The following is a 24,431-nucleotide window of genomic DNA, read 5'->3' as shown; positions in this document are numbered from 1 at the left end:
GAGAAATCCTGTCCGCAAGCTTTTTAGGAATTCTCTCTGTTTAATTGATTATACTCAAATTACATCTTCCGTATTGATATGGTCATTAATGGCACTATCATCCATGTCGGGCCTGGGAAGCTGGTCAAGGGGAATACCTTCCGGATCTCCGGCATTATCGGCAGAGTCTGACTCTGCATCGGGCAAAAAGCTATCAGGCTCAGAATTCTGTGCAGGGTCTGTATCTGTTGAAGCTCCATTCTGCCCTTCACTATTCGGAACGGAATTTCCTTCGTTTAGAGGGTCTTTATTTGAGGGAGTTTGTTGAACCTTTTTGGTTCCCCTCACCACCTCTTCCACCAGAGGCTGGTAGACACTTGTGGTTATCTTTATCTTTTCAATGACTTTTCCATCCTGCTTTACGGTTTTGAAGGTATCTATGATAGCCCCGTTATGACCCTCCTGAATGACCTTGGTAGTGCCTTCGGGGAGATTAGGATCGTCGGTATAGTTGGTAGTAAAAGGCTTCTCGTTCCTTTTGGAGGATGTAAACTCTACCGTTTTACCGGGAGTTTCATTTGTACCCTTAAGAGAGAAGACAAGGTAATTGTCCTTGGTTATCTGGCTATCTATTTTTATGGGCCATTTTGTAGAGTTCTTGAATCTGAAATCTGTGCTGCCGTAAAAAACAGTGGCATCCCTTCCTTCAGGCACATAAACTACTGAAAACATATGGTTTCTGCGCTCCACCACTTCAAGATCACTGTGCAATACGGCATTGTATAATGTTGAGGAAACCTGGCAGATACCCCCGGCAAGGTCACTTACCACCTTGCCTGACTTATATATGTATGCATCCTTATAGCCCGCATCAACTGTCCTTTTTCCAACGGTCTCATTAAAGGAAAATATTTGACCCGGTGCAAGAATTATACCGTTTATTTTAGAAGCCGCTATTTTTATATTTTGGCTTCTGTTTAAATTATTTTCGGTATTTGTATTAAAATGAGTCTTCATTGTATAAAGATTATCCTTAAACAAACGTGAGTGAACATCAGCAGTGGTTATTTTAGGCGTTTCGGTTGTTAGTGGCACAACTTTTTCGGAGGACTGTCCCTTTTCCAGCTCGGAAACTGCCTGGGCTATTTTGCTCTTATCCACACTTATGCCGATTACCTCAGGTATGATTTCAAGCTTATTGTTTTCCACCTTGAAGGATGCGTCCTGTGCCCTGCGTGTTACCTTGCCGTACAGCCCGTCAACGTCTATAGCATCGGGGTAGACAGTTTCAACAGGTATTTTTAGAGTGTCTGTTTTAAGGTTTTTTATGCTTTCGGTCAATTCCCGGAGTGCCGCGATTCTGTCTATGCGTTCTCCCGAATGCCCCCGCCTTATTATCAGCTTATCCTCCCGTATGGAAAAATCGGACTGCTTAACATCAACAAGAGTTTTAGAGTAAATGGACTGTATAACCTCGTTTGCCTTTTCTTCACTGAACAAAACAGGTATGGAAAGCTTTATGCCATTATGGCGCGCCTTAAATATATCCCCCAGCTTGCTAAGAAGGCTTCCCTCTCTGCCTATATTAAAAGCTGAGTCAACAGCGACTTTTACATCATAGGCCGCATTTATGGAGGAAAATGGAAGGCTGTTGTAAACTCCCTTGCATACTATATTAAGCTCCAATTCCTCAAGATTTTTTTGATATTTGAGATTTAAAGTCTCAGTCAGTTCTTCCTTGGATAAATTTCCGGCATAAATATCATTAATATATATGCCCTTATATACTCTGTCTGAATTTAAAAGAGTATAGCCTAACTGTGCAGTTATTGCCAGCATCAGTAAAATAAAAGTTATCAGCGATATTACGATAACTTTTCGGGAAATAAATTTAACGGCCTGCTTTTTCTGTGGTTCAATGTTTTGCACACTTGTCTCCATTTAAATAAACACTCCAATTTATAATGCCTTTTGTAGGTATTTTCTTAAATAAATGCTTCATGAACGACGGCAGAATTTCTTTACCCAAACAAATATGACGTAAAAAAAATTTTTTTGTTCCATATAAAGCATATCTATATTATCGCAATTTTATAGTAAAAACACAATATATTTATATTAAGCGATGTGAAAATATAATTTGTTGCTGCTATCTAAGTATTGTTACATATAAATTAAGAATTGTGCAAGGTTATAGAAAAAGCCATAAAAAAGTATTAATATAAAGGTAATAATATATAGCTATGAATGGACATATGTCCTCATGGGGGAGGTAGAGTAGAGATGAATACATTTAATCGGAATGAATTGCTTAAAATATGTGAAGAGCTTGGTACGGATCCGTGTTCTCAGGACATTACAATAAAATATATAAACAGCAGCTTTTTTAATAAAATGAAAAAATCCATTGAGAAGGATAGGCGCGGGGAGGTAGTGTTTTGTGTTTTAAGGCCAAACAATAAGATTATCACAGTCACTTGCTCGGAGTATCCCAAGGGTATATTCAGAATTCCTACAGGAGGGATACAGTATGGAGAGGATATTATAAAAGCTGTTTTCAGAGAGACCCGTGAGGAGCTGGGTATAGATGTTAAAGTGAGCAGCTTTGCGGGTGTGTTGAAAATAAGGTTTGAGCACGAAAATAAATTTATTATGTTTTATTCCTATCTGTTTATATTGGAGGAAATGGGAGGAAGGCTTCTTATCGATGCCAGTGACAATGAGGTCAGCGAAATAAAAGAGGTTACGGTGGATGAATTGGGGGAGGTTGCCGGTTTACTGAATAATATTGTGGGAAAGTGGTCCGATTGGGGAAAGTTTAGATATGCCACAACAAATGCGATATATGAATATTTGAGGTCAAAAGAATATTAAGACAGTCAAATTCAATTATATATTTCTTTTTCTTTCATAACCAACAAGCTTATCTTTCAAAATTAAAACCCGTTGAATATCTATCTGAAATTTTTCTGGGCAATGCATATAAATGGTAAATTATGCTTATACTTTTAATATATTTATAAAGTATAGGGAGAATTTACATGCAGCCTAATCCTGAAAAAAATTATAATGTAAAACTGAATAAAGGCGGCTTATTTGCAAGAATTTTAAGAAAATTCAGCTTTAAAGCACCGCAGGCGGTACCTGAAAATGTCCCGAATGAAAACGAAGAGCTGCTGCAAAGCATCAGGAATGCCAAGATGGATTGGATTAATGCAAATATAAATTTTGAAAATGCCGACGAGAGTGAGCTGGTAGACTATTATGCTTACAGAATCAAGGCATGTCAGGTAAAATATGAATACTACATAAAAAAGGCCAAGGAAAAAGGCATTAGAATAGATAGCATTGACTTTAAGCAGCAAACCTTTCAATAAACCGACGAGGGGAATGTGGGTGTATGAGTGTGGATTACGGAGTATTGTTTGCTTATATTGTAGGGATAATATTTCTATTTATACTTGGAAGAGTCTTTTTGATTCCTCTTAAAATAATTTTTAAGCTGGTGTTTAATGCTGTGATAGGGGGGATCGTGCTGGCTCTTATCAATTTTATAGGAAGCGCATTCGGATACCACCTTCCTTTAAATATAGTATCTGCATTAACAGTAGGGTTTCTTGGTGTACCCGGTGTAATATTTCTTGTTATAATTAAAATTATCTTTAACATATAGTACAATCAAATTGTCATGAAGGATTTTGAACGTCTGGCAAATAATATATGCCGGACGTTTATTTATGCATATTTTTTTTGTCTGTATACAGGTATCACGCGCACATGAATTTATAAGGATTATTGTATACAAAGAACAAACGTATAATTAAAATTTCGTGTATATATGGGCATTCTCACGCTTAGTTTCGACTTGACAAGAAATAAACAAACAAGTATACTTTTATTTGAGTTTAGCATAAATTTAGTAAGCCTAAGATTTTTAGCTAATAATATTAAAATTAATTATAAAGAGGAGGTTTACCCCATGGGAAAGATTGTTGAGATTAGATGGCATGGGCGTGGTGGACAAGGTGCAAAAACAGCATCTTTGCTGCTTGCTGATGCGGCATTTAATACGGGAAAATATATTCAGGGTTTTCCAGAGTATGGTCCCGAAAGAATGGGAGCGCCTATTACCGCTTATAACAGAATAAGCGATGAAAGGCTTTCTATTCACAGTAATATTTATGATCCTGAGTATGTGGTTGTAGTAGATGATACGCTTTTGGAGGCTGTTGACGTAACGGCGGGTCTTAAGGAAGAAGGGGCGATTATCATTAACACCGTTAAGGCTCCCGAAGAAGTAAGGCCTTTGCTTAAAGGATATAAAGGAAAAGTATGTACTATTGATGCAAGAACCATTTCTATTGAAACTCTCGGCAAATACTTCCCCAACACTCCTATGCTTGCCGCAGTGGTTAAGGTCAGCGGCGTAATGGAAGAGAATGAATTTTTAAAAGATATGGTTGAGTCCTTTAAACACAAATTTGCAAAAAAACCAGAGGTTGTTGACGGAAACGTAAAGGCTCTTGAGAGGGCTATGCAGGAGGTGAAGGGTCTATGAGTAATAACGCTGCTGAAAAAACAAAAATTCAGGCAGGGAGCTGTACCTGGAAGGAAATATCGGAGGGCGGCATGATTCCCTATGCCGGAAATGCTGAATTATTTAAAACAGGCGACTGGCGTTCAATGAAGCCTATATGGCTTCAGGAAAAGTGCAAGCAGTGTCTGCTGTGCTACCCTGTATGCCCGGATACTTCAATTCTTGTAGATGAGAACGGCAAAAGAATAGAATTTGACTATGACCATTGCAAGGGCTGCGGCGTATGTGTAAAGGTTTGTCCTTTTAAAGCCATTGACTTTGTAGAAGAAGGCAAGTAAGTGAGGAGGGAATTTATAAATGGGTATTAGAGAAAGAATGAGTGGCAATGAAGCGGTAGCTATTGCCATGAAACAGATAAATCCTGACGTTGTTGCGGCTTTTCCGATAACTCCGTCAACAGAAGTACCTCAATACTTCTCGACATTTGTGGCTGACGGTGCCGTAGATACGGAATTTGTAGCTGTTGAATCAGAGCACAGCGCAATGTCGGCTTGTATAGGAGCTCAGGCTGCGGGAGGAAGGGCGATGACCGCTACCTCGGCTAACGGGTTGGCTCTTATGTGGGAATGCCTTTATATAGCATCATGCTCAAGGCTTCCTATAGTTCTGGCCTGTGTTAACAGAACACTTTCAGGCCCATTAAACATCCAGAACGATCACAGTGACTCTATGGGTGCCAGAGATTCAGGATGGATACAGCTTTACGGAGAAAATAACCAGGAAGCATATGACAATACTCTTATGGCTAACAGGATAGGAGAGCACCCTGATGTTATGCTCCCTGTAATGGTCTGTCAGGATGGCTTTATTACTTCTCACGCAGTTGAAAACATAGAGCTGCTTGAGGATGACAAGGTTAAAGCGTTTGTTGGAGAATATAATCCCGAGAATTATCTTTTAAACAGGGAAAACCCTATTGCGGTAGGTCCGCTTGACCACTTTACGCACTGCTTTGAGCATAAGAGGCAGCAGGCCCAGGCGATGATGAACTCTAAGAAAGTAATACTTGAGGTTTCTGAGGAGTTTTACAAGCTTACAGGAAGAAAATACGAGCTTTTTGAGCAATATAAAACAGAAGATGCGGATGTTTGCATGGTTATACTCAGCTCGTCTGCCGGTACAGGGAAGTATGTTGTGGATCAGATGAGGGCAGAGGGCAAAAAGGTTGGACTTATCAAGCTGAGAGTATTCAGACCTTTCCCTGTGGACGAAATTGCGGCAGCCCTTTCAGGATTTAAAGCCATAGCGGTAATGGATAAGTGCGACGGCTTTAATGATGCGGGAGGACCTCTCTTTACTGAAGTAACAAGTGCTCTTTATAAGGCTGGAGCTTTTGGGCCTAAGGTCTTAAACTATATATACGGTATAGGCGGAAGGGACGTAAAGGCCGGGGATTTGGAATCGGTATTCAGTGCATTGTTGGATACAGCAAATACAGGCAAGGTAACTTCTGCATATAATTACCTTGGAGTAAGAGAATAGGAGGTGTGATAATGGCTTATAATTTGAAAGAAGCTGCTAAGAAGCCGGAGAGATTCACCGGCGGACATAGAATGTGTGCGGGCTGCGGTGCTCCCGTAGTAGTCAGGCAGATACTCAGAGCGTTAAAGCCTGAGGATCATGCTGTTATAGGAAGTGCTACAGGATGTCTTGAGGTTTCATCATTTCTTTTCCCATATACGTCATGGAAGGATTCCTTTATTCATAATGCCTTTGAGAACTCTGCCGCAACAGTATCAGGCGCGGAAGCGGCTTATGTTGCAATGAAGAAAAAAGGGACTTTAAAGGGAGAGACAAAGTTTATAGCCTTCGGCGGTGACGGAGGAACTTACGATATAGGTTTGCAGTCATTGTCAGGAGCTATGGAGAGAGGGCATGACATGGTTTATGTTTGCTACGATAACGGAGCATATATGAACACAGGTATTCAGAGATCCTCTGCTACTCCTCAATTTGCCGATACGACTACTTCCCCTGCGGGAAAGAAAATACCCGGTAAAATGCAGGTAAGAAAAGACCTTACAGAGGTTATGGCTAACCACCATCTTCCGTATGTTTGCCAGACTGCGGCTATAGGCAATATGAAGGATCTTTATGAAAAGTCTGAAAAGGCTCTTTATACCAAGGGACCTGCTTTCATGAATGTGCTTGCTCCCTGTCCTAGAGGATGGAGGTACAATACTCCCGACTTAATGGATATTAACAAGCTGGCTGTTGAGACTTGCTTCTGGCCGCTGTATGAGGTTATAGACGGGGAATATACAGTTAATTATATTCCCAAAAATAAACTTCCTGTCAAAGACTTTTTAAAGGCTCAAGGGAGATTTAAGCATCTTTTTAAGGCCGGAAACGAGTACATGATAGAGCAGATACAGGCCGAAGTCGATAAGAGATGGGAAGCCTTGCTGAAGCTTGCAGGAAAGGCTTAATAATATAAAAAGATAAGGCTTGATACAAAGAAGGGGTTAACGGTTGCCCCTTCTTTTTTCAACCTGTATTTAAATAAAGTTGCCAATATATTATTTTATACCATACCATATATTGACATTGAATCCAATCTGTAATAATATATCGTTATATAAATAAATATATACTTAATTATTAAATAATTACAGCTTGGGAAAACCTGACAGCATTCTGGATAAATAATGAAAGGGATGATTTTTTATATGGATTACCTTTTAAGCAGATTGATTAAGGAAACAATAAAGTTTTTGGAAATATGTCAGGAATATTCGTTAAAGAAGGCTATAAGTGTTGATCAGTACCGTAATTTAACCAACATAAAGTTTAAATTCATAAATGATGTTTTAAATATTGAAAAGAAAAACATTGTTATAGATATAGAGCTTCGAAAGAGGCTGAATAAGCTTTTTATTAACGACTGCCGAATAACTCATCCAAGTAAGTTTATTGTGGGATAATGAAAATAAAAATTTTCTTCAAGATGAAGTAAGGACTAATCACATCCAGTCTATGATATAAGGCTGCCCTTTTTGATTCCGCTACAGGATGTCAGGGCAGGCTTTTGCATATTTATGTTTTTAGCTTTTATAAAATGTCCGAATCCTTTCGGCATTTCTGTCTGTATTAAATAGCCTGATAAAACTTCTTAAAGCTTAAAGCGCTAATTTTATTCTTCTATGTAAAATAGACTTAGCATATATTATTAAAGAACACGCTAAAGTGCTTATGCAACTTTCATTTCATAACTGCCGGAGGTTAATTATGCAAGACAGAGAAAGGGAATTGGCATGCAAGTATAATCTGGAGGTAAAGAGCTCTGTTCCTTACAAAGACGGATATTTACTAAATACTCAGAGAGGCAAAATATTTTTAAAAAAAAGCTTGCTGTCAGCAGAAAGAATTCTATTTATATATGGAGCTAAGGAGCATTTATATAATAACGGATTTAAAAATCTGGACAGATATTTATGCAATGAGGAGGGCTTACCCTACTCAAGCATAGATGGCTTTAATTATACTGCCTGTGAGGTAATTGAAGGCTCAGAGTGCAATTTTGATAATACAGATGATGTAATAAAAGCTTCTGTTATGCTTGGAAGCCTGCATAAGTCATCTATGGGATACGTTCCCCCAGAGGGGAGTAAAAGCAGGGATGATCTTGGAAAGCTGCCGTGTTTTTTCGGTAAAAGACTTGAGGAAATTAAAAAGCTTAAAAAGGTTGCAAAGAAGGGAAGAACTAAATTCGATTACATGTTTTTAGAGCATTTTGACTATTTTAACTGCCTTGGAGAGGATGCCATAAGTATGCTTTTGAACTCCCAATATGAACAAATCGCCGATAACTCAAGAAAGCAGGGAATTTTTTGCCACCATGATTTTACTCACCATAACATTTTGCAGAGTGCAGAGAAGTTTTTTTTAATAAACTTTGATTATTGCTGCTTCGAGCTTAAGGTCTATGACCTTGCCAATCTCATAAGGAGAAAAATGCGTAAGTGCAAATGGGATATAAACGAGGCCAAAATAATTGTAGACAGCTATAGAACCGTAGAAAAAATTTCGAGTGAGGAGCTTTTAATAATGAAAATAATGCTTCAATTTCCCCAAAAGTTCTGGAGGGTGGTTAATAAGTATTATAACAGTAAAAGAAGCTGGTCTGAAAAAAGCTTTGTATTTAAAATGCAGGAGGTCATTGATGAAATTGAGTGCCACAAAAAATTTCTGGAAAATTACGAGGTGCTATGCTAAGGCTTAAAAAAGCCCTGTTATAACACCGTTTTCGTCTATGTCTATTTTTTCTGCCGAAGGTATCCGCGGCAATCCGGGCATAGTCATAATTTCACCTGTGACGGCTACTATAAAGCCTGCGCCTGCTGAGAGCTTAAGCTCCCTCACTGTTATATCAAAGCCCTGAGGTCTTCCTAAAAGAGCTGGGTTATCGGAAAGTGAATACTGGGTTTTAGCCATACATATGGGCAGCTTATCCATTCCCATTTCCTCTATCTTCTTTATGGATTTTTCGGCCGATCCGGTATACAGTACATCTTTTCCGCCGTAAATCTCTTTGGTTATAATTGATATTTTCTCTTTTATTGTAAGGTTTACATCATATAAGGGCTGAAAATGTGATGGCTCTTTGTCTGTCAGCCTTACCAGCTTTTCTGCCAGATCGGCTCCTCCGTGGCCCCCTTTGGAAAAAACCTCAGAAAAGGAGACTTCTATGTTCATATCCTTGCAAAAGTCTTCAACGTATTTTATTTCATTTTCGGTATCGGTATGGAAGTGATTTATTGCTATTATTACAGGAACTCCAAACTTTTTAATATTCTCAACATGCTTTTGCAAATTTACAATCCCTCTTTTTAGGGCTTCAACATTCTCGGCATTTAGAGCATCCTTTTTAACCCCTCCGTTGAATTTAAGAGCGCGAATAGTTGCTACCAGCACTGCCGCATCGGGCTTTAGGCCTGCGCATCTGCATTTTATATCGAAAAACTTTTCCGCTCCAAGATCAGCCCCAAACCCCGCCTCAGTTATTACGTAGTCGCAGAGCTTTAAAGCCAGACGTGTGGCCATTACGCTATTGCAACCGTGTGCTATATTAGCAAAGGGGCCGCCGTGCATTAATGCGGGAGTATTCTCTAGGGTTTGAACCAGATTTGGTTTTATAGCGTCTTTTAACAGCACTGTCATTGCTCCCGCTACTCCAAGGTCTTTAGCGGTGACGGGACTGCCTTGATATGTATACCCTATTATTATGCTTCCCAGTCTGTTTTTTAGGTCATTTAAGCCTGAAGACAGGCATAGTATTGCCATTACCTCCGAGGCAACCGTTATATTAAAGCCGTCCTCCCTGGGGAAGCCGTTTGCTTTTCCTCCAAGACCTACCACAATATTTCTAAGAGCCCTGTCATTCATATCCATAGCTCTTTTCCAGACAATCTGGCGAGGGTCTATGTTAAGCTTATTGCCCTGCTGGATATGGTTATCTATGGCAGCGGACAATAAATTGTTTGCTGATGTTATTGCGTGCATATCGCCTGTGAAGTGAAGATTTATATCCTCCATTGGAACTACTTGAGAATACCCGCCTCCGGCAGCTCCGCCTTTAACACCCATAACAGGTCCAAGTGACGGCTCACGAAGCGCAATGACGGCATTTTTTCCTATTCTGGACATTGCCTGCCCAAGCCCCACGGTTGTTGTTGTTTTGCCTTCTCCGGCAGGAGTGGGATTTATGGCGGTAACAAGAATGAGTTTGCCATCTTTGTTGTCCTTAACTCTGTCCCAGATTTTATCGGTAAGCTTAGCCTTATATTTTCCGTACAGCTCCAACTCATCGCAAGCGATATTTAATACTCCCGCAACTTCATCTATAGGTTTAAGGCGGCATTTTTGAGCAATCTCAATGTCTGTCGTCATTTTGAATTTATCTCCTTATTTTTACAGGCAATATAGCTGCCTATATTATATATGCAAATTTATTATACCGTTTGTTATTGCATGGAAGCAATAGTTATTTTTTTTGTAACAGCATAAAATTCATACGCATATTATGTACTAGAAAAATTTATGCGATCCGGAGCTTGTTTTGAAGTTGCCTTAAAACTATAAAAGGACGAAGGTGATTTAGTGGGAGAACTGAAAATAGGGGATACTGTGGCAAGAAAATCATATGGAGGGGATGTTTATTTCAAAATAGTGGATATAAAGGATGTTGAAGGCGAGAAAGTGATAACACTCCAAGGCATAAGCTACAGGATAGAGGCAGATGCCCCGGAAACGGACCTGTACGTGCTTACCGATAAGAATCTGATTGAGCACAATTCCAGAATGGCGTCAATGATTAATAAAAAGTGCAGGGACATACAGCAGATTCACCAATATAGGGGTGGTTTAAAAAAAGCAGTATATAGGAATACCACACCTGATAATACCCGGAAATTTTCGAGACCGGGGAAGATACTACATATAGACGGAGATGAAGATTACCTCGACACTTGTTTAAAGCAATACAGAAAATTTGGTCTTGAGTGTACCGGAATATATATACCCGAAAACCGGCAGGCGGAGCAAATATATGATTTGCTTCGGGAGCACAGGCCGGATATTCTTGTATTAACAGGCCACGATGGTGTAATTAAAGGTAATGGAAACTATTGCAATATCGAAAATTACAGAAATTCAATGTGCTTTATTGAGGGGGTACGGGAAGCGAGAAGATATGAGCCTGATATTGACAGTCTGGTAATTTTCGCCGGTGCTTGCCAGTCCATGTACAATTTGATAATAAAGGCGGGGGCAAATTATGCAAGCTCGCCTTACAGAGTCTTAATTCATGCGCTTGATCCGGTATTTATATGCCAGAAGGTAGCTTTTACAGGGATAGGCAAAACGCTGGGACCATCGGATGTCATTAAAAATACAATAACAGGATCGGAAGGGATAGGAGGACTGGAAACACGTGGAAAATACAGGGTTGGTTTTCCTGTCGAACCATACAATAATTAATATTTTAAAAATAGTACTTGACATAATTAAAAAATCCTTGTTATAATATTTATTTTTTTTGACAAGCCTATTTTTATATGATATAATATTTCCAAACAGAAGATGAGGTGATTCAATGATAGGAAAAAGTGATCTTTCACAAATCAAGAAAGACATTGAAACCTGTATTGGTGAAAAAGTTCAGCTTAAAGCCAATAAGGGCAGGAAAAAAGCTTTTATCAGAGAAGGAATCCTTGAAAACACCTATCCCAGCATCTTCATAGTGAAGTTTGAAAACGATTATGAAGCAACTAGAAGGGTATCTTATAGCTACACCGACATACTTACAAAGGCTGTAGAGCTTATAGTATGCAAGGATAATAAAAAGATACAGGTTAGCTGATAGCGGTAGGACAGAATGGGATTGGCGGGATACTTAAGGGATATTAAACTATATACTTTTATGACACTATGACTAATGTTTACTTTAAGGTAAAATTAAAGGAGCGGGAATTTATTTCCCGCTCCTTTAATTTTGCCCGCAAACGTTGCATTAAATATAAAACAAAAAGCCAAGGTTGTGCTTAAAAACATTCAATATATCCGCATCAGAATATCCGTATCAGATTTGCATTTTTCATCAAAGATACTTATGTTTCGTTAAATTTCCAAAAAAATATTGACACAAATTAAATTGAATGGTAATATTTTCAATAAAGCAAAAACTTTTGAATGTTAAAGTTTTATGGAATAATGTAGAAAAGCGGAATTATATATATAATTATTGGTATTTATTATGACAAAGGGACTTATGGAATTAATAGTAACAATAGGCATTGCATTGTTGGAATATTTGCTTTTAGAAAAGTTTATTGGTTTAAGAAGTCAATTGAAAAAAGTTATAAATAACTCCTTAATTTATTTATTTGTTGTTATATTTATAGCTGTAATCTTATACTATATTTTCAATTTGCTTTTTAGCAAGAATGAATACTATTATTTAATAAGCAAAATTCCGATGGGTACAATGGTATTTTTGCTATTAAGCGATTTCAAAAAACTTATAAAAAAATAATAACTTAATTAAAGGCAGGATATCAAAATGACTACTAATCTTGTTGAATTTTCAGCAGATAAAGATAGGATTTAAAGTATCTGTCTTAAAATTGCAACACACTACACAAGATATACAAAAAATAAACAATCGAAAAGGAGTTTTAATTCATGCGTAAAACAACAAGGTTAATTTCATTTCACTGGAATCAAAGATTACTAAACACTTATTGACGGATACTGATTCTTTATATCCCGGTGATAACAGCAATAATTGCAGTCTAACAGCACTTGCCACTATCTTTGAATATCACAAAAATTATGGCGGATGCAGTAGTTTACCTTCTGGATTCACTGCTATTTATAAAGATATTCACACTATCGCTAAAGATAAAGGTTGGTGGACAAGTTCAGGTGGAACAGACCCAACTTACATCGACGATATAGCCACAGCAATGTTCAAAAAATACAATTATACAAACGGTAGGGGCAATAATGACTATGTTCTTGATTGGAATGTAGCAAAATCTCAAATAGACCAAGGACGACCATTCGTATTCAACATGGCTAATGACTATTATGCAAACCATTCAGTGTGCGTATTTGCGTATTGTGCTTATAAGAAGTCTGGTAAAAGTGATGTTTGCTTCTTAAAGGTTGCTGATGGTTGGTCAACAGGCTCACGTTACATAGACTGGAACCAGTTTGTTGGCTTCGGCAGTTGGACAAAGGTATTGCCTTATTAGGAAAAAAAGGAACTCTGTAGGGTAATTAGGAGAGCCTTAAGAGTCCCATAGGAAAGCAATAATATAGCGTGTAGTGTGTTGCAATTTTGGTACAGACATTTAATAGTTATTTGTCTGTATTATTTTTATTGTAGTTTGTTAAGATTTCCAACTTTGCTTTTCTTTCTGTATCAACCTTAAATAACCTTCCTCCATAAGAAGGGTGGTAACAATACACTGTATTTCCAATAACATTTATTGTTGTCGCTTCAAAATTATCTATAAGCTTTGTGATATTTGCCCCGTTAATGTCCATTTTGTAAAGGCTTGGGGTTGAATTTTCACTTGAAATAAAGTATATGTTATTATCCTTAATATCAAATGTACCTGTTGTTAGTTCTTTGTCTAAAAGCTTTTTCATTCCTGTTCCATCAATATTTATCCTATAAATATAATGTGAAATTTTGTTCCCATAAATTTGAAAGAAAATATAATTGTTTGACATCTTAAAATCATGTGTGGTTTGGTCTGAAATTTTCTGTATGTTTGAACCATCTAAATTCATTTTATAAATGCCGCCATTACTACTATCATTATTTGTTGGAATTCCTGAAAAATAGAGCTTTTCATTATAAAATCTAAGTGTATTTGCTAGGACATCAGAAAGCTTCTCTAATCCTTGACCATTTTTATTAATTTTATAAATACCATTATTACCTGTGAAATAAATAAATTCATCGTGAATAACTACATCCCCATTAACATTTGCTAATAATTCTCTTTTTGTACCATCCGTTCTAATTCTATATTGCTTTTGGTCATTTAGATTTTGATAATAAATGTATTCCCCATCAGCTATTAAATTTACAACATAATCATCACAAAGCTTTTTTCTGTTACCACCATTCATATCCATACTGTATAACTTAGAACCATCTGTAAAGTCCTGATAGTACAAAGTATTGTTTGCCTCAACAATATAGAACCTTGAGTCTAATGACATGTTAGGCTTATTTCCAAACATTTTTAAAATTCCTCCCCCATAAAAAAGTGAGATATAAATTCCGGCGATAATTATTACAAATGCTGCTGCAATTGATGAGATTCTTTTTATAGGGAGGTTTCGCCGGGGCTTTATAGGTGTGGGCATTTCGCACTCTATATCGCTTAAACGGCTTTTCTGATTGTTTTTAATCTTATCCCACACATCTGGCATATCCTTTTCAATCGCATTTGAAAGTATGTCAAGAATCTCCTTTTCACTCTTGTTTTTCATAGATACCATTCCTTTCCTTAATAATTTTTTAAAAGATTTTTCAATTTCCCTATTGCTGAACGGTATTGCCACCGTTCCGTTGCTTTTGGGATATTAAGCAAATCAGCTATCTCATGATGTTTTAATCCTTTTACTGAATATAGCAATACAATTTGACGTTCGTTATCTTTAAGTTTGTTTAATGCTTCCTTCAAAACAAATCTTTCTATTGAGTTTTCAAATTCATTTTTTTTATCATATGCATATTCTGGTTTTTGGCTTATATGGTCAATGCTCTCAAAACCCGGACTTTGTTCGTTTGTTGAAAAATTCACTTCAAATTTACGTTTTTTCAGGACATTCAAACATATATTCCTTGTTATTCTCAAAACCCATGCTGTCCCGTTTGTTCCGGAAGCGTAAGAATTAGCCATAAGCTTAACTCTAATAAATGTTTCGTGTATGGCATCTTCTGCTAATGGCTTGTCGCCTAATATTGAAAATGCTAAAGCATATACCCCTTTAGACATTTTTTGATATAGCAATGCAAAGTCATTGAGGTTTCCGCTTTTTACATTTGTAATTAATTTATCAATTTCATTATTCAAACTCTTTCACCCCCTCAATAATAATAACAATTTATGGGAGCGTTTTGTTGGAAATTATAAAAAATTTTTTCAAGAAACCGATGTTCCCCAAAAAAAGCTTAATAAGCTCCTCACCCTCTGCTCCCCTCTTTTGAAAAGAGAGGGGCCGGGGGTGAGTTAATTCTTTGCCCATATTTACCTTATTTTTCAGTAAAGTAATATTTTTTTTGCCTTTTCAATATATATTAACTAATAGTAAAAGCCCATTTTTAAATTAAGTTGGAGGAGGGTTAAAAAATGTCACTTGAGCTTATAAGGGAAGAGGTAAAGGTCAGCAGATTAATTGGCAGTAATTCCACTCAGACGGTGATAGAGAATGATATAATCGTGCCTGATATAAAGCCTGACATAGTAAAGATAATTCTTTTAGACGGAGATGTTTATATAGGCGACACCGATGTTATGCAGGATAAAATACTGGTTAATGGAACAATACAATATAAGATACTTTACATTTCGGATAATGAGGAAGAAAATATAAAAAGTATAAACAGCAGCTCCAATTTTTCCTGTGGACTGGATATTGATAATGCAAGGCCCGGGATGAAGGGAAGGGTCAAATGCGAGATAGAGCATATGGATTTTGATATCTTAAACGGAAGAAAGCTTAATGTTAAGGCTGTTGTCAAGGTGGAGGGAAAAGCACAGGAGGAGACTGAGTACAGCGTAATAAACAATCTGAGAGCGGAAGAGGATGTACAGATTTTAAAGGAGAGCATAAGGATAAATTGCTTCCTTGGTGATAACACAGAGGAGTATTCAATGAGAGAGTCTCTTGAGGTTCCCTCAGATAAGCCTGCCATGCTGGAAATTTTAAGAAATGATATAAAAATAGCGGGGAAGGAATATAAGGCTACTGACGGAAAAATAATTGCAAAGGGGGAGCTGAACATTTCCACCCTGTATGTAGGAGACGACGAGAGCAGAAGTATATACTTTATGGAGCATCAGATGCCCTTTACGCAGTTTGTAGATTTGCCTGAAATAAATGAGGACTGCGAATGCAGGGTTGAATATGATATAAATGACACTCTTTTTGACATGGAGGAGGACAGCGACGGAGAATTAAGAGTTTTAAATGCTGAAATAGGACTCAAAATATTTGCCGAGGGCTACGGCAAAAAAAATATAGAGGTTGTAGAGGATGCTTACAGCAGGTATTTTAAGATAGGCATGGAAAAAGAGCTAATTAAATCAGAGGAGACGTTCAGTGAAAATAAAAGCCAAATAATTCTTAAGGACACTATGCAAACGGAGGATGAGGATTGTGAGATAGCTGAAATATTTAATGTTGTGTCAAAGCCTGTAATTTCCGAGCTGATAATATCCGATGAAAAAGTAGTGATTGAGGGATCGGTTAACAACACAATACTGTATCTTGCAGAAAACAACCCGCAGGCTGTTTTTGCGTGTACCAAGGAGGTACCCTTCAAGCACAGCGTGGATATAAGAGGCATAAAGCCTGAAATGCAGTGCGAAGCGGAGGCTGTAATAGACAATTGCAGCCATAGCTCTGTTTCTCCAAAGGAAGTGGAGCTGAGAGTGGTTATAGGAATGAACATCAGAGTAATTAATCAGATACAGCTTTCCGTTATTTCAAAGGCAAATGATTTTCCGATGGATGACAGAGGCGCCGATACGCAGCCAAGCGTAGTGATTTATTTCACAAAGCCGGGGGATACCCTGTGGAAAATTGCAAAAAAATACTGTACAACTGTGGATGATATTGAAAGGGTCAACAATATGGCGGATTACGAGGCCGTTATACCGGGACAGCAGATATTGATTCCAAGGAAAATATCATAACAGCTAAAGGCTCCCTTTGTATTAAAAATTGATATTGTGATAGAAAAAAGTGCCTGAAATTTAGAATTCAGGCACTTTTTATTGAAACGATATTGTTCTTTGTATATAATATACTTAATTATTTAATAGTTAAAGAATAAAGGTAAAAACAGCTTGTAAATTGTTAACAATAATTATATCGGACGGAGATATTTAGGAAATGAATTCAATAGAGCTTGAGGCGAGGGCTAAAATAAACCTGTCTCTCGATGTGACAGGCAGGCGCGACGACGGCTACCATACAGTCAAAATGATTATGCAGACCGTTGCGCTGCATGACCGGGTAATGCTTGAGACGGCGCGTGAGGGAATAGAAATACAGTGCAACTGCAGGTGGGTTCCTTCAAACGAATCAAATATTGCATATAAAGCGGCAAAGCTGCTTATGGAGACTGCCGGCGTTAAAACAGGAGTCAAAATAGTAATTGATAAGAGAATACCTGTGGCAGCGGGATTGGCAGGAGGCAGCTCCGATGCTGCTGCCGTTTTAAAGGGGCTTAACACCTTGCTTGAGCTGGGGCTTTCTACTAATGAATTAATACGGGTGGCAAAGCAGATAGGAGCTGATGTGCCGTACTGCATTTTGGGAGGAACAATGCTTGCCGAAGGAATAGGAGAGATCCTTACCGCCCTTTCTCCCTTGAAAGGAGTGGCTGTTGTGCTGGTAAAGCCTAAGATAGGAGTGTCTACGGCGTGGGTCTACAGCAACCTTGATTTGAAAAATATTTCCCGGCACCCTGACACCGATCTGTTGATATCTGCTATTAAAAACAGGGACTTAAGCACGCTTTGCAAAAATACTCAAAATGTTTTGGAGACAGTCACAATACCAAAGTATGGAGTTATACAAAGGATAAAGGATACCTTGATGGAGCTTGGGGCCATAGGCAGCATGATGAGCGGGAGTGGGCCCACTGTTTTCGGGGTATTTAAGAATGCGGGGACTGCCGAAAGGGCATATAGGCATGTCAGGAAGTTTAATTGGGAGTGTATATTGACATCCACGTATTAAGAGTACCTGGACCGGTATTAGAAACACAAAGAAAAAAGTAACGCTTACAATAGCTTTACAAAGGAGAGATACGTATGGCAGGAAAACTTTCAAAGGTAAATTTGAATGATTACAAGCCTTTAAGAGAAGTTATTTTTAACACCTTGAAAGAAGCAATTATAGTTGGCGAGCTAAGGCCGGGGGAGCGGCTTATGGAGGTGCAGCTTGCCGATAAAATGGGAGTGAGCCGCACTCCGGTACGTGAGGCTATAAGAAAGCTTGAGCTGGAGGGTCTGGTAAATATGATCCCAAGAAAGGGGGCGCAGGTTGCGGATCTGTCTGTTAAGGACATAATGAATGTGCTGGAGGTAAGAGCCTCTCTGGACGGATTGGCAACAGCTCTGTCCGCTCAGAGAATCACAGAGGATGAGATTAAGGAGCTAAAGCATGTGCTTTCCCAGTTCATAAGTAATGTTGAGAAGGAAAACCTTCCCGGAATTATAAAAAAGGATGTTGAGTTCCATGACATAATTTACCGCTCATCGAGAAATGAGAAGCTTATACAAATATCCAGCAATTTAAGGGAGCAGGTTCACAGGTTCAGAGTTATATACCTTAAGGACTATATAAGCACAAAGGATATAATGCACGAGCATATGGAGATATATGACGCTATAGTGTCTAAAGACCCAGAGAAGGCTTTGGTGCTGGCCCAGAAGCATATAAAGAATCAAGAGGTTACTATAGTAAATTCAATAAAAAAGAATAATCTGACTTGAAAAAAGGGGAGAATGTAACATAAAACACATATCTCCCTCCTTTTAATGCTATTGTATTACCTCATACCCTATAGAGGAAACATTTTTTCTGATTTCCTCAGGATTTATGTCATGAGGCTCATAATCTACGTTTACTGTTTTGGTCTTTAAATCTACAGAAACAGTATTTACTCCCTTGACACCCTTAAGGCTCTGCTGTATCTTATTTGAGCAAATGCTGCAGGTTATTGAGGGAACGTTAAAAGTGGTTGTTTCCATGTAAAAGGCCTCCTTGTTTTAAGCTTTATGATAGTTAGTATTATTCCTTTGCGGCATAAAAAATATTATCAAACATAAAAATATATTTATATTGACTAAACATAGAGTATTACATTATAATCTATGCTGCTTAATACTATGACTGCGGTTTTTTAATTTAATAAGTTATATACTATAAATAATAATTCTGTTAAGAGGCAGGTTTTGTTAAATATGTGGTATGATGAGTTTTTAAGTAAATATAGGGCGGGTATTTCCCATGAGTTTCTCCTGTACTTTAACGTAAGGGATGTGGTGGACAATTACAGACACATGGATCGCTTTCTTTATGAGGAGTTTGTTAAAGCACGGGGCTTTGCAATAGTGGCATTTTATGATATTTCAAGAGGACTCACGTTTGCAGACCCCGGCATGGAGAAAGAGTTTAATAAAATAACCTCAAATGAGGCTTCCGGCTTGCTACACTCTCTTCCGTCGAAGATATTTCCATATATAGACATGGCTATAAGAAGCACCAAAATGATTTTGTTTTTAAATCACGCAGAGAAGATCATTCCTGCGGTAGATATAGGAAGCATGTCTTTAGAGGAACGTGCTGCATTAATATGGATTTGCGAGTGGTCTGTGGACGGTAAGGTATCTTCCGTAGGAAGCACTATAATAATGCTGGCGGACAACCTTGCCGATGTCAGCAAGGAGACTCTTAAATCATCCTATAGGATAGAGCCTGTGCTTATAGAGCTTCCCGGAGAGGATGAAAGAAAAAAGTACATCGAATTTCTTTTAAAAGACAATACTATAAAAACAGATATTTCTGTAGAAGAATTTGCAAAGCTTTCGTCAGGCTTAAGCAAAAAATCCATAAAGGATATCAAGCTTAAGGCGGAGGCTGAGGATGTGCCTGTGAGCTTTGAATTTATTAAGGAGAAGAAGCATTCCGTCCTTAAAAAGGAATACGGAGATGTTCTGGAATTTATTTATCCTGAGATAGGCTTTGAAGATATCGGGGGAATGGACAGAGCAAAAGGATATCTTATGAAGAATATTATAGAGCCTGTAAGAAAAGGGGATTTGAGAAGGGTTCCGATGGGCATACTGCTGTGCGGGCCGTCGGGGACGGGAAAGACACTTCTGGTAAACGCTCTTGCCAAATCCAGCGGCTTCAACTGCGTAAAAATAGACATGTCAAGAATTTTAGGGCAGTATGTGGGTGAAAGTGAAAAGAATTTTAAGAAATGCCTGCTGGGAGCGCAGTCTCAGCAGCCTGTAATAGTATTTGTAGATGAAATTGACACTGCTTTCAGAAGAGGCGAAAGCGGAGACAGCGGAGTGGGAAGAAATATCTTCAGCGAATTTTTGCAGTTCACGGGAAATACAAGCAACAGGGGGAGGGTAATTTTTATTGCCGCCACAAACAGGCCGGATCTTCTGGACGCTGCATTAAAAAGAGCGGGAAGGTTTGATAAAAAGATACCTGTTCTGCTGCCTGAGGTTGAAGAGAGAGCTGAAATATTTAAGATAATGATAGGCAAATATGGCTTTGAGACCGATATAAAGGATTTTATGCCATTTGCCCAAAAGAGTGAAAGCTACACCGGCGCTGAAATTGAGACGGTGGTAAGAAAAGCGTATGAGCTGGCAAATGAAGACGGGTGCGATGGATGTGTTCTTACGGGAAATATATTGCAGAAGGCAATAGACAGGTGCAGGCCAAGCACTCAGGAGGTTGAGTTCATGACCATGCTGGCAATAAAGGAATGTGACGATAAGGATTTACTTCCGGAAAGGTATAAAAAGTGGCTGGACAACAGAGAGGCTCTTGATATGGCAGAGGGTTAAAAAATATCAGACATGGAAATAAAAATCACGTATAATACATATTATTATAGTAATTTTTGTTTACAAGATGTCTTATTTATAATAAATTAATATTAAGAAGAATATATAAATGGGAGGCAATGCTCTATGGGTTTATTTAGCAGATTGGGTTCCGTAATAAGAGGCTTTTTCGGGCTGTTTATAGGAGGGGTTGAGGAAAGAAACCCCGAAGCTCTTTTTGAGGATATTAAAAATCAGATTGACAGAGCGAGAAAAGAGGCCGAAAAGCAAATTATAGAGATCCAAACCAATGCTGAGATGATAAAAATTGAGATGAAGAATGCCGAAAAGAGCTTGCTTACTATAAAGGCAAGAGTAGAGGCTGCTCAGAGGCAGGGAGATAAGGATGTGCTTGTGGAGCTCCTAATGCAGGAGGAGGAGTATCAGACGGTGTTTGATACTCATAAGGCAACTTATGACAACGCTATGGCAGAGGTTGCAAAAATCCGTGACGACTATAAGATATTTGAATCTGAGATGACCTCCAAGCTTAACGAGCTAAGGACATTAAAATCTCAGGCAAAGATGGCGGGCCTGAGGGAGAATATAAACTCCGTAAATGCTAAATACACCTCTAAAAACAGTACTGTAGGCAGTGTAAACGAGAGCATGGACAGGGCCAGAGAGGTTGTAAACAGGAAGACGGCAAGGGCAAACGCTATAGAATCGTTAAATGATGACAATATGGATATGAAGCTTAAAAGGCTGGATATGAACTCCGCAAGAGACAGGGCCCGTGCAAGAGCTGAGGCTATGTTAGGAAGCGAGCAGGGCTTTGAGGTTAAGGAAAAGATTAATAATAAGACTACAAATTGATTTTAAAGAGGGTAATATGAAATTTAGAATGGTGATGAGTGCATTTTTTAAATTTAAAAATCTTGGCTGGATGTGCTTGCTTCTGGCTGCGTCTGCTATTGCCGCAAATATGCTTAGCGGATTGGATGTATTTGGGCTGTCGGTTTTGATTGACCCTACGACTCCGGTTGTATATCTTCCCGCGCTGGTCATATATCTTGGCATTATTGCAAAAACTCTTTTAAGCGAGGAGTTTCATGAGGAGTTTAACCGCAGAGAGAAGAGACGGGAGATACAGGATTTAAATTATAAATGCTTAAAGCTTGCCAATGAAGCGAAAAGACATACCAATGCTGCTTATATGAAGAAGCTGAGAAGGGTTATGGACGATAAAAAGGATATAGTTGAATCCTATTTCAGAGGAGAGCACAGCTATATAAAGGAAAAAATAGTAGAGCAGACGCTGAATCTTATAGTTGCTTATATAAAGCTGCTTATTAATTTCTGCATAAGAAGCAAGGAGCTTGGAGAGATGGATGTAAGCACTATAGCCGACAGGATTAATGCAAATGTCCGCAAGCTCAATTTTGCAAATGACCCGCATATAAAGGAGGATGTGAAAAACCTCATAGAAATGGATGAAAAGATAATAAACAGGCTGAAGGATGAAAAGAAGGAACTGGAAAGAATCAGTGCAAAGCTCGATTATATGGAAAGCACGGTAAATATGTTTAAGCATCAGGCTATATCGAGCATTGAGTCGGAGGAAATGGTAGAAAAGCTGCAAACGGCTGTAGATGAGGCAAAAGCACTTGATAACGTTCTGGAGGAGAGGCGAAGAAATAAAATTAATTTGTAAAAACCAATTGTTATTTAAGATAAAAGAAAATGGCTTAATTATTAAGCCTTTTTTTGCATAATAAAAGGGAAAAAGTATTTTATGTCGAATAATTTAAGTTAATGGGGATTTTTTGCTAGAACGAATTACTCTATATATAAGAGTGAGTGGGGTTTTAAGATGAGGCATGATATTATTTTTTCATCTGATTACATATTGATTACAAAAAGGCAGGATGACTTTTATATTGAATCCTTTAAAAGAGGAATGTCGGTTGAAGATTTTAACAGGCTTGTGCTTGAGCATAACAATATTAAAATCATAAGCTTTATTGCTGTAAAAAATGCACTTCTGTTTGCGCCCAAGCCTCCCGTAAAGTTTGGGGAGCTGAGGGAGAGAGTGGCTGTCGAGATTTCCAGTGATGAATTGAAGGCCTATATAACTCTATGTGTAAAAGAAGATGAGCTTCAAAACGAAAAGAGAATAAATCTCATAAGGGAAATTGTAGGTAAATTGGGGGAGAATGGCGTAATATTTGGTGTAAAGCATGACGTATTGCTCAACCGTCTGGAGAATGGCAAAAAAATACTTATTGCCGAAGGAGTGGCTCCTGAAAACGGAGATGATTCAGTAATAAAAATGTATGAGATGAAAGAGCCTAAGCCGGAGGTAAAGGAAGACGGAAATGTCGACCATTATGAGCTTAACCTTATAAATAAGGTGCATGTGGGAGATTGGTTGGGTGAAAGAAGGGACCCCACTCCCGGTACATCCGGAAAATCGGTTAAGGGAAATACTCTGCTTGCAATGGAAGGCAAAAAATATCCTCTTTTTTATGATAAAAAAACAGTTAAAGAGGTATATGAGAATAATGTTTCGACATTGTATGCTTTAGTGGATGGTGCGGTTAATTACTCAGGGAACAGGATAGGGGTGTCAAACCATCTTGAAATAATCGGCAATGTAGGCTTTAAAACAGGGAATATTGATTTTGACGGCTTTTTAACCATAAAGGGCTCTATAGAAGATAACTTCTCGGTGACTGCAAACAGAGATGTGGAAATTCTCGGAGATTATGGTGTAGGGAGCGTAAGAGAGATAATAAGCCGAGAGGGCAGTGTTTTTATAAAGGGTGGTATTGTAGGTAAGAATAAGGCGGTTGTTAAATCAAAAAAGGATATTTACACAAAATACATTTCGGATGCAACAATTATTTGCGACGGAAGCGTACATATAGGATTTTACTGCCTTAACAGCAACATTATAGCAAAGGAAGTAATTCTTGATTCGCCTAAGGGACAAATAATAGGGGGAAGTATTGAGGCCGAAATCAAGGTGATATCATCTATTATAGGCTCCCAGAGTGAGAAGCGCACCTCTATTTGTGTTAAGGGATTTGACAGAAATAATTTAAAGGATAAGCTGGAGAACGTCATACGTGATATTGAGATCTCTAAAAGCTGCTTAAGCAGGTACAAGCAGGAAATGTCAATATATTCAAGCTCCTCAAATCTCACAAAAGAGCAAAGTGTAATGTGGGATAACCTAAGAGAGAAATACAACAGTGAGAGAGACAAGCTTAAGCTTTTAGAGGATGAGAAAAAGGTTTTTATTAATTATTTGAAGACTCATGGAGAAGGAGAAATTTGTATACTCAAAAAGGCTTATCCCGGCACTGTAATAGAAATTAACAGAATACCAAAGGAACTGAGCAAGGTAACCTTAAGTACGTGCTTTTATGTCCATAATGGGGTTCTGAAGGAGCTTTGATATATTTATCTTAAAAGGAACAATACTTAAATAACTTCTCGAATGTAGGATTTTTAAGGGGGAA

General features: G+C 38.2%; 25 protein-coding genes. 20 read left to right on the top strand and 5 right to left on the bottom strand.

Going from position 1 to position 24,431, the window contains the following annotated elements; all coding sequences use genetic code 11:
- Positions 1-54: 54 nt before the first annotated feature.
- Positions 55-1,920 (bottom strand): VanW family protein, encoded by a 1,866-nt coding sequence (locus tag DFR58_RS11650; protein ID WP_114298023.1) that lies wholly within the window; start codon positions 1,918-1,920, stop codon positions 55-57.
- 342 nt (positions 1,921-2,262) lie between these two features.
- Between DFR58_RS11650 and DFR58_RS11645 the strand changes: the two genes are divergently transcribed.
- The 9 genes from DFR58_RS11645 to DFR58_RS11605 all read left to right on the top strand — a co-directional run bounded on the left by DFR58_RS11645 (position 2,263) and on the right by DFR58_RS11605 (position 8,791).
- On the top strand, positions 2,263-2,853 hold the full coding sequence (locus DFR58_RS11645) for an NUDIX hydrolase (RefSeq protein WP_170138137.1): 591 nt from the start codon (positions 2,263-2,265) through the stop codon (positions 2,851-2,853).
- 167 nt (positions 2,854-3,020) lie between these two features.
- Positions 3,021-3,356, top strand: coding sequence for a YaaL family protein (locus tag DFR58_RS11640; RefSeq protein ID WP_114298021.1), 336 nt, complete (start codon positions 3,021-3,023; stop codon positions 3,354-3,356).
- A 23-nt stretch (positions 3,357-3,379) separates the two neighbouring features.
- Positions 3,380-3,652, top strand: coding sequence for a pro-sigmaK processing inhibitor BofA family protein (locus DFR58_RS11635; protein WP_114298020.1), 273 nt, complete (start codon positions 3,380-3,382; stop codon positions 3,650-3,652).
- A 306-nt stretch (positions 3,653-3,958) separates the two neighbouring features.
- Positions 3,959-4,537: a 2-oxoacid:acceptor oxidoreductase family protein gene (locus DFR58_RS11630; protein WP_114298019.1), complete on the top strand. Its 579-nt coding sequence runs from the start codon at positions 3,959-3,961 to the stop codon at positions 4,535-4,537.
- Positions 4,534-4,854: a 4Fe-4S binding protein gene (locus DFR58_RS11625; RefSeq protein ID WP_114298018.1), complete on the top strand. Its 321-nt coding sequence runs from the start codon at positions 4,534-4,536 to the stop codon at positions 4,852-4,854. The genes DFR58_RS11630 and DFR58_RS11625 overlap by 4 nt, the downstream gene beginning before the upstream one ends.
- Positions 4,855-4,873: 19 nt before the next feature.
- A complete protein-coding gene (gene porA, locus DFR58_RS11620; RefSeq protein ID WP_114298017.1) occupies positions 4,874-6,058 on the top strand; it encodes a pyruvate ferredoxin oxidoreductase in 1,185 nt (394 codons plus the stop codon).
- 11 nt (positions 6,059-6,069) lie between these two features.
- A complete protein-coding gene (locus DFR58_RS11615; protein ID WP_114298016.1) occupies positions 6,070-7,005 on the top strand; it encodes a thiamine pyrophosphate-dependent enzyme in 936 nt (311 codons plus the stop codon).
- Positions 7,006-7,245: 240 nt separating this feature from the next.
- Positions 7,246-7,500 (top strand): hypothetical protein, encoded by a 255-nt coding sequence (locus DFR58_RS11610; protein WP_114298015.1) that lies wholly within the window; start codon positions 7,246-7,248, stop codon positions 7,498-7,500.
- A gap of 304 nt (positions 7,501-7,804) precedes the next feature.
- Positions 7,805-8,791 (top strand): CotS family spore coat protein, encoded by a 987-nt coding sequence (locus DFR58_RS11605; protein ID WP_114298014.1) that lies wholly within the window; start codon positions 7,805-7,807, stop codon positions 8,789-8,791.
- A gap of 3 nt (positions 8,792-8,794) precedes the next feature.
- Here the strand turns inward: DFR58_RS11605 and DFR58_RS11600 are convergent, their stop codons facing one another.
- Complete coding sequence (locus DFR58_RS11600) at positions 8,795-10,465, bottom strand: formate--tetrahydrofolate ligase (protein ID WP_114298013.1); 1,671 nt, start codon at positions 10,463-10,465, stop codon at positions 8,795-8,797.
- Positions 10,466-10,675: 210 nt separating this feature from the next.
- Between DFR58_RS11600 and yabG the strand changes: the two genes are divergently transcribed.
- The 4 genes from yabG (at position 10,676) to DFR58_RS11580 (ending at position 13,332) form a co-directional block, all read left to right on the top strand.
- A complete protein-coding gene (gene yabG, locus DFR58_RS11595) occupies positions 10,676-11,554 on the top strand; it encodes a sporulation peptidase YabG (protein ID WP_114298012.1) in 879 nt (292 codons plus the stop codon).
- A 115-nt stretch (positions 11,555-11,669) separates the two neighbouring features.
- On the top strand, positions 11,670-11,936 hold the full coding sequence (locus tag DFR58_RS11590) for a Veg family protein (RefSeq protein ID WP_114298011.1): 267 nt from the start codon (positions 11,670-11,672) through the stop codon (positions 11,934-11,936).
- 393 nt (positions 11,937-12,329) lie between these two features.
- A complete protein-coding gene (locus DFR58_RS22170; protein WP_114298010.1) occupies positions 12,330-12,608 on the top strand; it encodes a hypothetical protein in 279 nt (92 codons plus the stop codon).
- Positions 12,609-12,816: 208 nt separating this feature from the next.
- Positions 12,817-13,332, top strand: a complete 516-nt coding sequence (locus DFR58_RS11580; protein WP_114298009.1) for a C39 family peptidase — start codon at positions 12,817-12,819, stop codon at positions 13,330-13,332.
- Between the two features lie 106 nt (positions 13,333-13,438).
- Here DFR58_RS11580 and DFR58_RS11575 read toward each other — a convergent pair whose 3' ends face one another.
- Complete coding sequence (locus DFR58_RS11575) at positions 13,439-14,659, bottom strand: DUF5050 domain-containing protein (RefSeq protein ID WP_114298008.1); 1,221 nt, start codon at positions 14,657-14,659, stop codon at positions 13,439-13,441.
- Positions 14,605-15,174, bottom strand: coding sequence for an RNA polymerase sigma factor (locus tag DFR58_RS11570; protein ID WP_114298007.1), 570 nt, complete (start codon positions 15,172-15,174; stop codon positions 14,605-14,607). Before DFR58_RS11570 ends, DFR58_RS11575 begins: the two co-directional genes overlap by 55 nt.
- A gap of 276 nt (positions 15,175-15,450) precedes the next feature.
- Here DFR58_RS11570 and DFR58_RS11565 point away from each other — a divergent pair, with 276 nt between their 5' ends.
- The 3 genes from DFR58_RS11565 (at position 15,451) to DFR58_RS11555 (ending at position 18,828) form a co-directional block, all read left to right on the top strand.
- Positions 15,451-17,019, top strand: a complete 1,569-nt coding sequence (locus DFR58_RS11565) for a DUF3794 and LysM peptidoglycan-binding domain-containing protein (protein WP_114298006.1) — start codon at positions 15,451-15,453, stop codon at positions 17,017-17,019.
- 199 nt (positions 17,020-17,218) lie between these two features.
- A complete protein-coding gene (gene ispE, locus DFR58_RS11560; RefSeq protein WP_114298005.1) occupies positions 17,219-18,070 on the top strand; it encodes a 4-(cytidine 5'-diphospho)-2-C-methyl-D-erythritol kinase in 852 nt (283 codons plus the stop codon).
- 74 nt (positions 18,071-18,144) lie between these two features.
- The gene (locus DFR58_RS11555; RefSeq protein ID WP_114298004.1) at positions 18,145-18,828 is read left to right on the top strand and encodes a GntR family transcriptional regulator; all 684 of its coding nucleotides are present in this window, start codon (positions 18,145-18,147) and stop codon (positions 18,826-18,828) included.
- Positions 18,829-18,876: 48 nt separating this feature from the next.
- Here the strand turns inward: DFR58_RS11555 and DFR58_RS11550 are convergent, their stop codons facing one another.
- A complete protein-coding gene (locus tag DFR58_RS11550) occupies positions 18,877-19,086 on the bottom strand; it encodes a heavy-metal-associated domain-containing protein (RefSeq protein ID WP_114298003.1) in 210 nt (69 codons plus the stop codon).
- Positions 19,087-19,299: 213 nt separating this feature from the next.
- Between DFR58_RS11550 and DFR58_RS11545 the strand changes: the two genes are divergently transcribed.
- The 4 genes from DFR58_RS11545 (at position 19,300) to DFR58_RS11530 (ending at position 24,367) form a co-directional block, all read left to right on the top strand.
- Positions 19,300-20,925, top strand: coding sequence for an ATP-binding protein (locus DFR58_RS11545; protein ID WP_114298075.1), 1,626 nt, complete (start codon positions 19,300-19,302; stop codon positions 20,923-20,925).
- Between the two features lie 126 nt (positions 20,926-21,051).
- Positions 21,052-21,780, top strand: coding sequence for a PspA/IM30 family protein (locus DFR58_RS11540; protein WP_114298002.1), 729 nt, complete (start codon positions 21,052-21,054; stop codon positions 21,778-21,780).
- Positions 21,781-21,796: 16 nt separating this feature from the next.
- Positions 21,797-22,618: a hypothetical protein gene (locus DFR58_RS11535; protein WP_114298001.1), complete on the top strand. Its 822-nt coding sequence runs from the start codon at positions 21,797-21,799 to the stop codon at positions 22,616-22,618.
- 159 nt (positions 22,619-22,777) lie between these two features.
- Entirely contained in the window at positions 22,778-24,367 is a 1,590-nt protein-coding gene (locus DFR58_RS11530) for a DUF342 domain-containing protein (RefSeq protein WP_114298000.1), read from the top strand.
- Positions 24,368-24,431: the final 64 nt, after the last annotated feature.

Origin of the sequence: Anaerobacterium chartisolvens, assembly GCF_003337415.1 — a bacterium.
Classification (GTDB): domain Bacteria; phylum Bacillota; class Clostridia; order Acetivibrionales; family DSM-27016; genus Anaerobacterium; species Anaerobacterium chartisolvens.
This window is presented reverse-complemented; position numbering and strand designations above follow the sequence as displayed.

Bases quoted from the DNA above. Each gene is read 5' to 3' on its own strand.
- DFR58_RS11650 (WP_114298023.1), bottom strand. From the start codon at position 1,920: ATGGAGACAAGTGTGCAAAACATTGAACCACAGAAAAAGCAGGCCGTT.
- DFR58_RS11645 (WP_170138137.1), top strand. From the start codon at position 2,263: ATGAATACATTTAATCGGAATGAATTGCTTAAAATATGTGAAGAGCTT.
- DFR58_RS11640 (WP_114298021.1), top strand. From the start codon at position 3,021: ATGCAGCCTAATCCTGAAAAAAATTATAATGTAAAACTGAATAAAGGC.
- DFR58_RS11635 (WP_114298020.1), top strand. From the start codon at position 3,380: ATGAGTGTGGATTACGGAGTATTGTTTGCTTATATTGTAGGGATAATA.
- DFR58_RS11630 (WP_114298019.1), top strand. From the start codon at position 3,959: ATGGGAAAGATTGTTGAGATTAGATGGCATGGGCGTGGTGGACAAGGT.
- DFR58_RS11625 (WP_114298018.1), top strand. From the start codon at position 4,534: ATGAGTAATAACGCTGCTGAAAAAACAAAAATTCAGGCAGGGAGCTGT.
- porA (WP_114298017.1), top strand. From the start codon at position 4,874: ATGGGTATTAGAGAAAGAATGAGTGGCAATGAAGCGGTAGCTATTGCC.
- DFR58_RS11615 (WP_114298016.1), top strand. From the start codon at position 6,070: ATGGCTTATAATTTGAAAGAAGCTGCTAAGAAGCCGGAGAGATTCACC.
- DFR58_RS11610 (WP_114298015.1), top strand. From the start codon at position 7,246: ATGGATTACCTTTTAAGCAGATTGATTAAGGAAACAATAAAGTTTTTG.
- DFR58_RS11605 (WP_114298014.1), top strand. From the start codon at position 7,805: ATGCAAGACAGAGAAAGGGAATTGGCATGCAAGTATAATCTGGAGGTA.
- DFR58_RS11600 (WP_114298013.1), bottom strand. From the start codon at position 10,465: ATGACGACAGACATTGAGATTGCTCAAAAATGCCGCCTTAAACCTATA.
- DFR58_RS11590 (WP_114298011.1), top strand. From the start codon at position 11,670: ATGATAGGAAAAAGTGATCTTTCACAAATCAAGAAAGACATTGAAACC.
- DFR58_RS22170 (WP_114298010.1), top strand. From the start codon at position 12,330: ATGACAAAGGGACTTATGGAATTAATAGTAACAATAGGCATTGCATTG.
- DFR58_RS11565 (WP_114298006.1), top strand. From the start codon at position 15,451: ATGTCACTTGAGCTTATAAGGGAAGAGGTAAAGGTCAGCAGATTAATT.
- ispE (WP_114298005.1), top strand. From the start codon at position 17,219: ATGAATTCAATAGAGCTTGAGGCGAGGGCTAAAATAAACCTGTCTCTC.
- DFR58_RS11555 (WP_114298004.1), top strand. From the start codon at position 18,145: ATGGCAGGAAAACTTTCAAAGGTAAATTTGAATGATTACAAGCCTTTA.
- DFR58_RS11550 (WP_114298003.1), bottom strand. From the start codon at position 19,086: ATGGAAACAACCACTTTTAACGTTCCCTCAATAACCTGCAGCATTTGC.
- DFR58_RS11545 (WP_114298075.1), top strand. From the start codon at position 19,300: ATGTGGTATGATGAGTTTTTAAGTAAATATAGGGCGGGTATTTCCCAT.
- DFR58_RS11540 (WP_114298002.1), top strand. From the start codon at position 21,052: ATGGGTTTATTTAGCAGATTGGGTTCCGTAATAAGAGGCTTTTTCGGG.
- DFR58_RS11535 (WP_114298001.1), top strand. From the start codon at position 21,797: ATGAAATTTAGAATGGTGATGAGTGCATTTTTTAAATTTAAAAATCTT.
- DFR58_RS11530 (WP_114298000.1), top strand. From the start codon at position 22,778: ATGAGGCATGATATTATTTTTTCATCTGATTACATATTGATTACAAAA.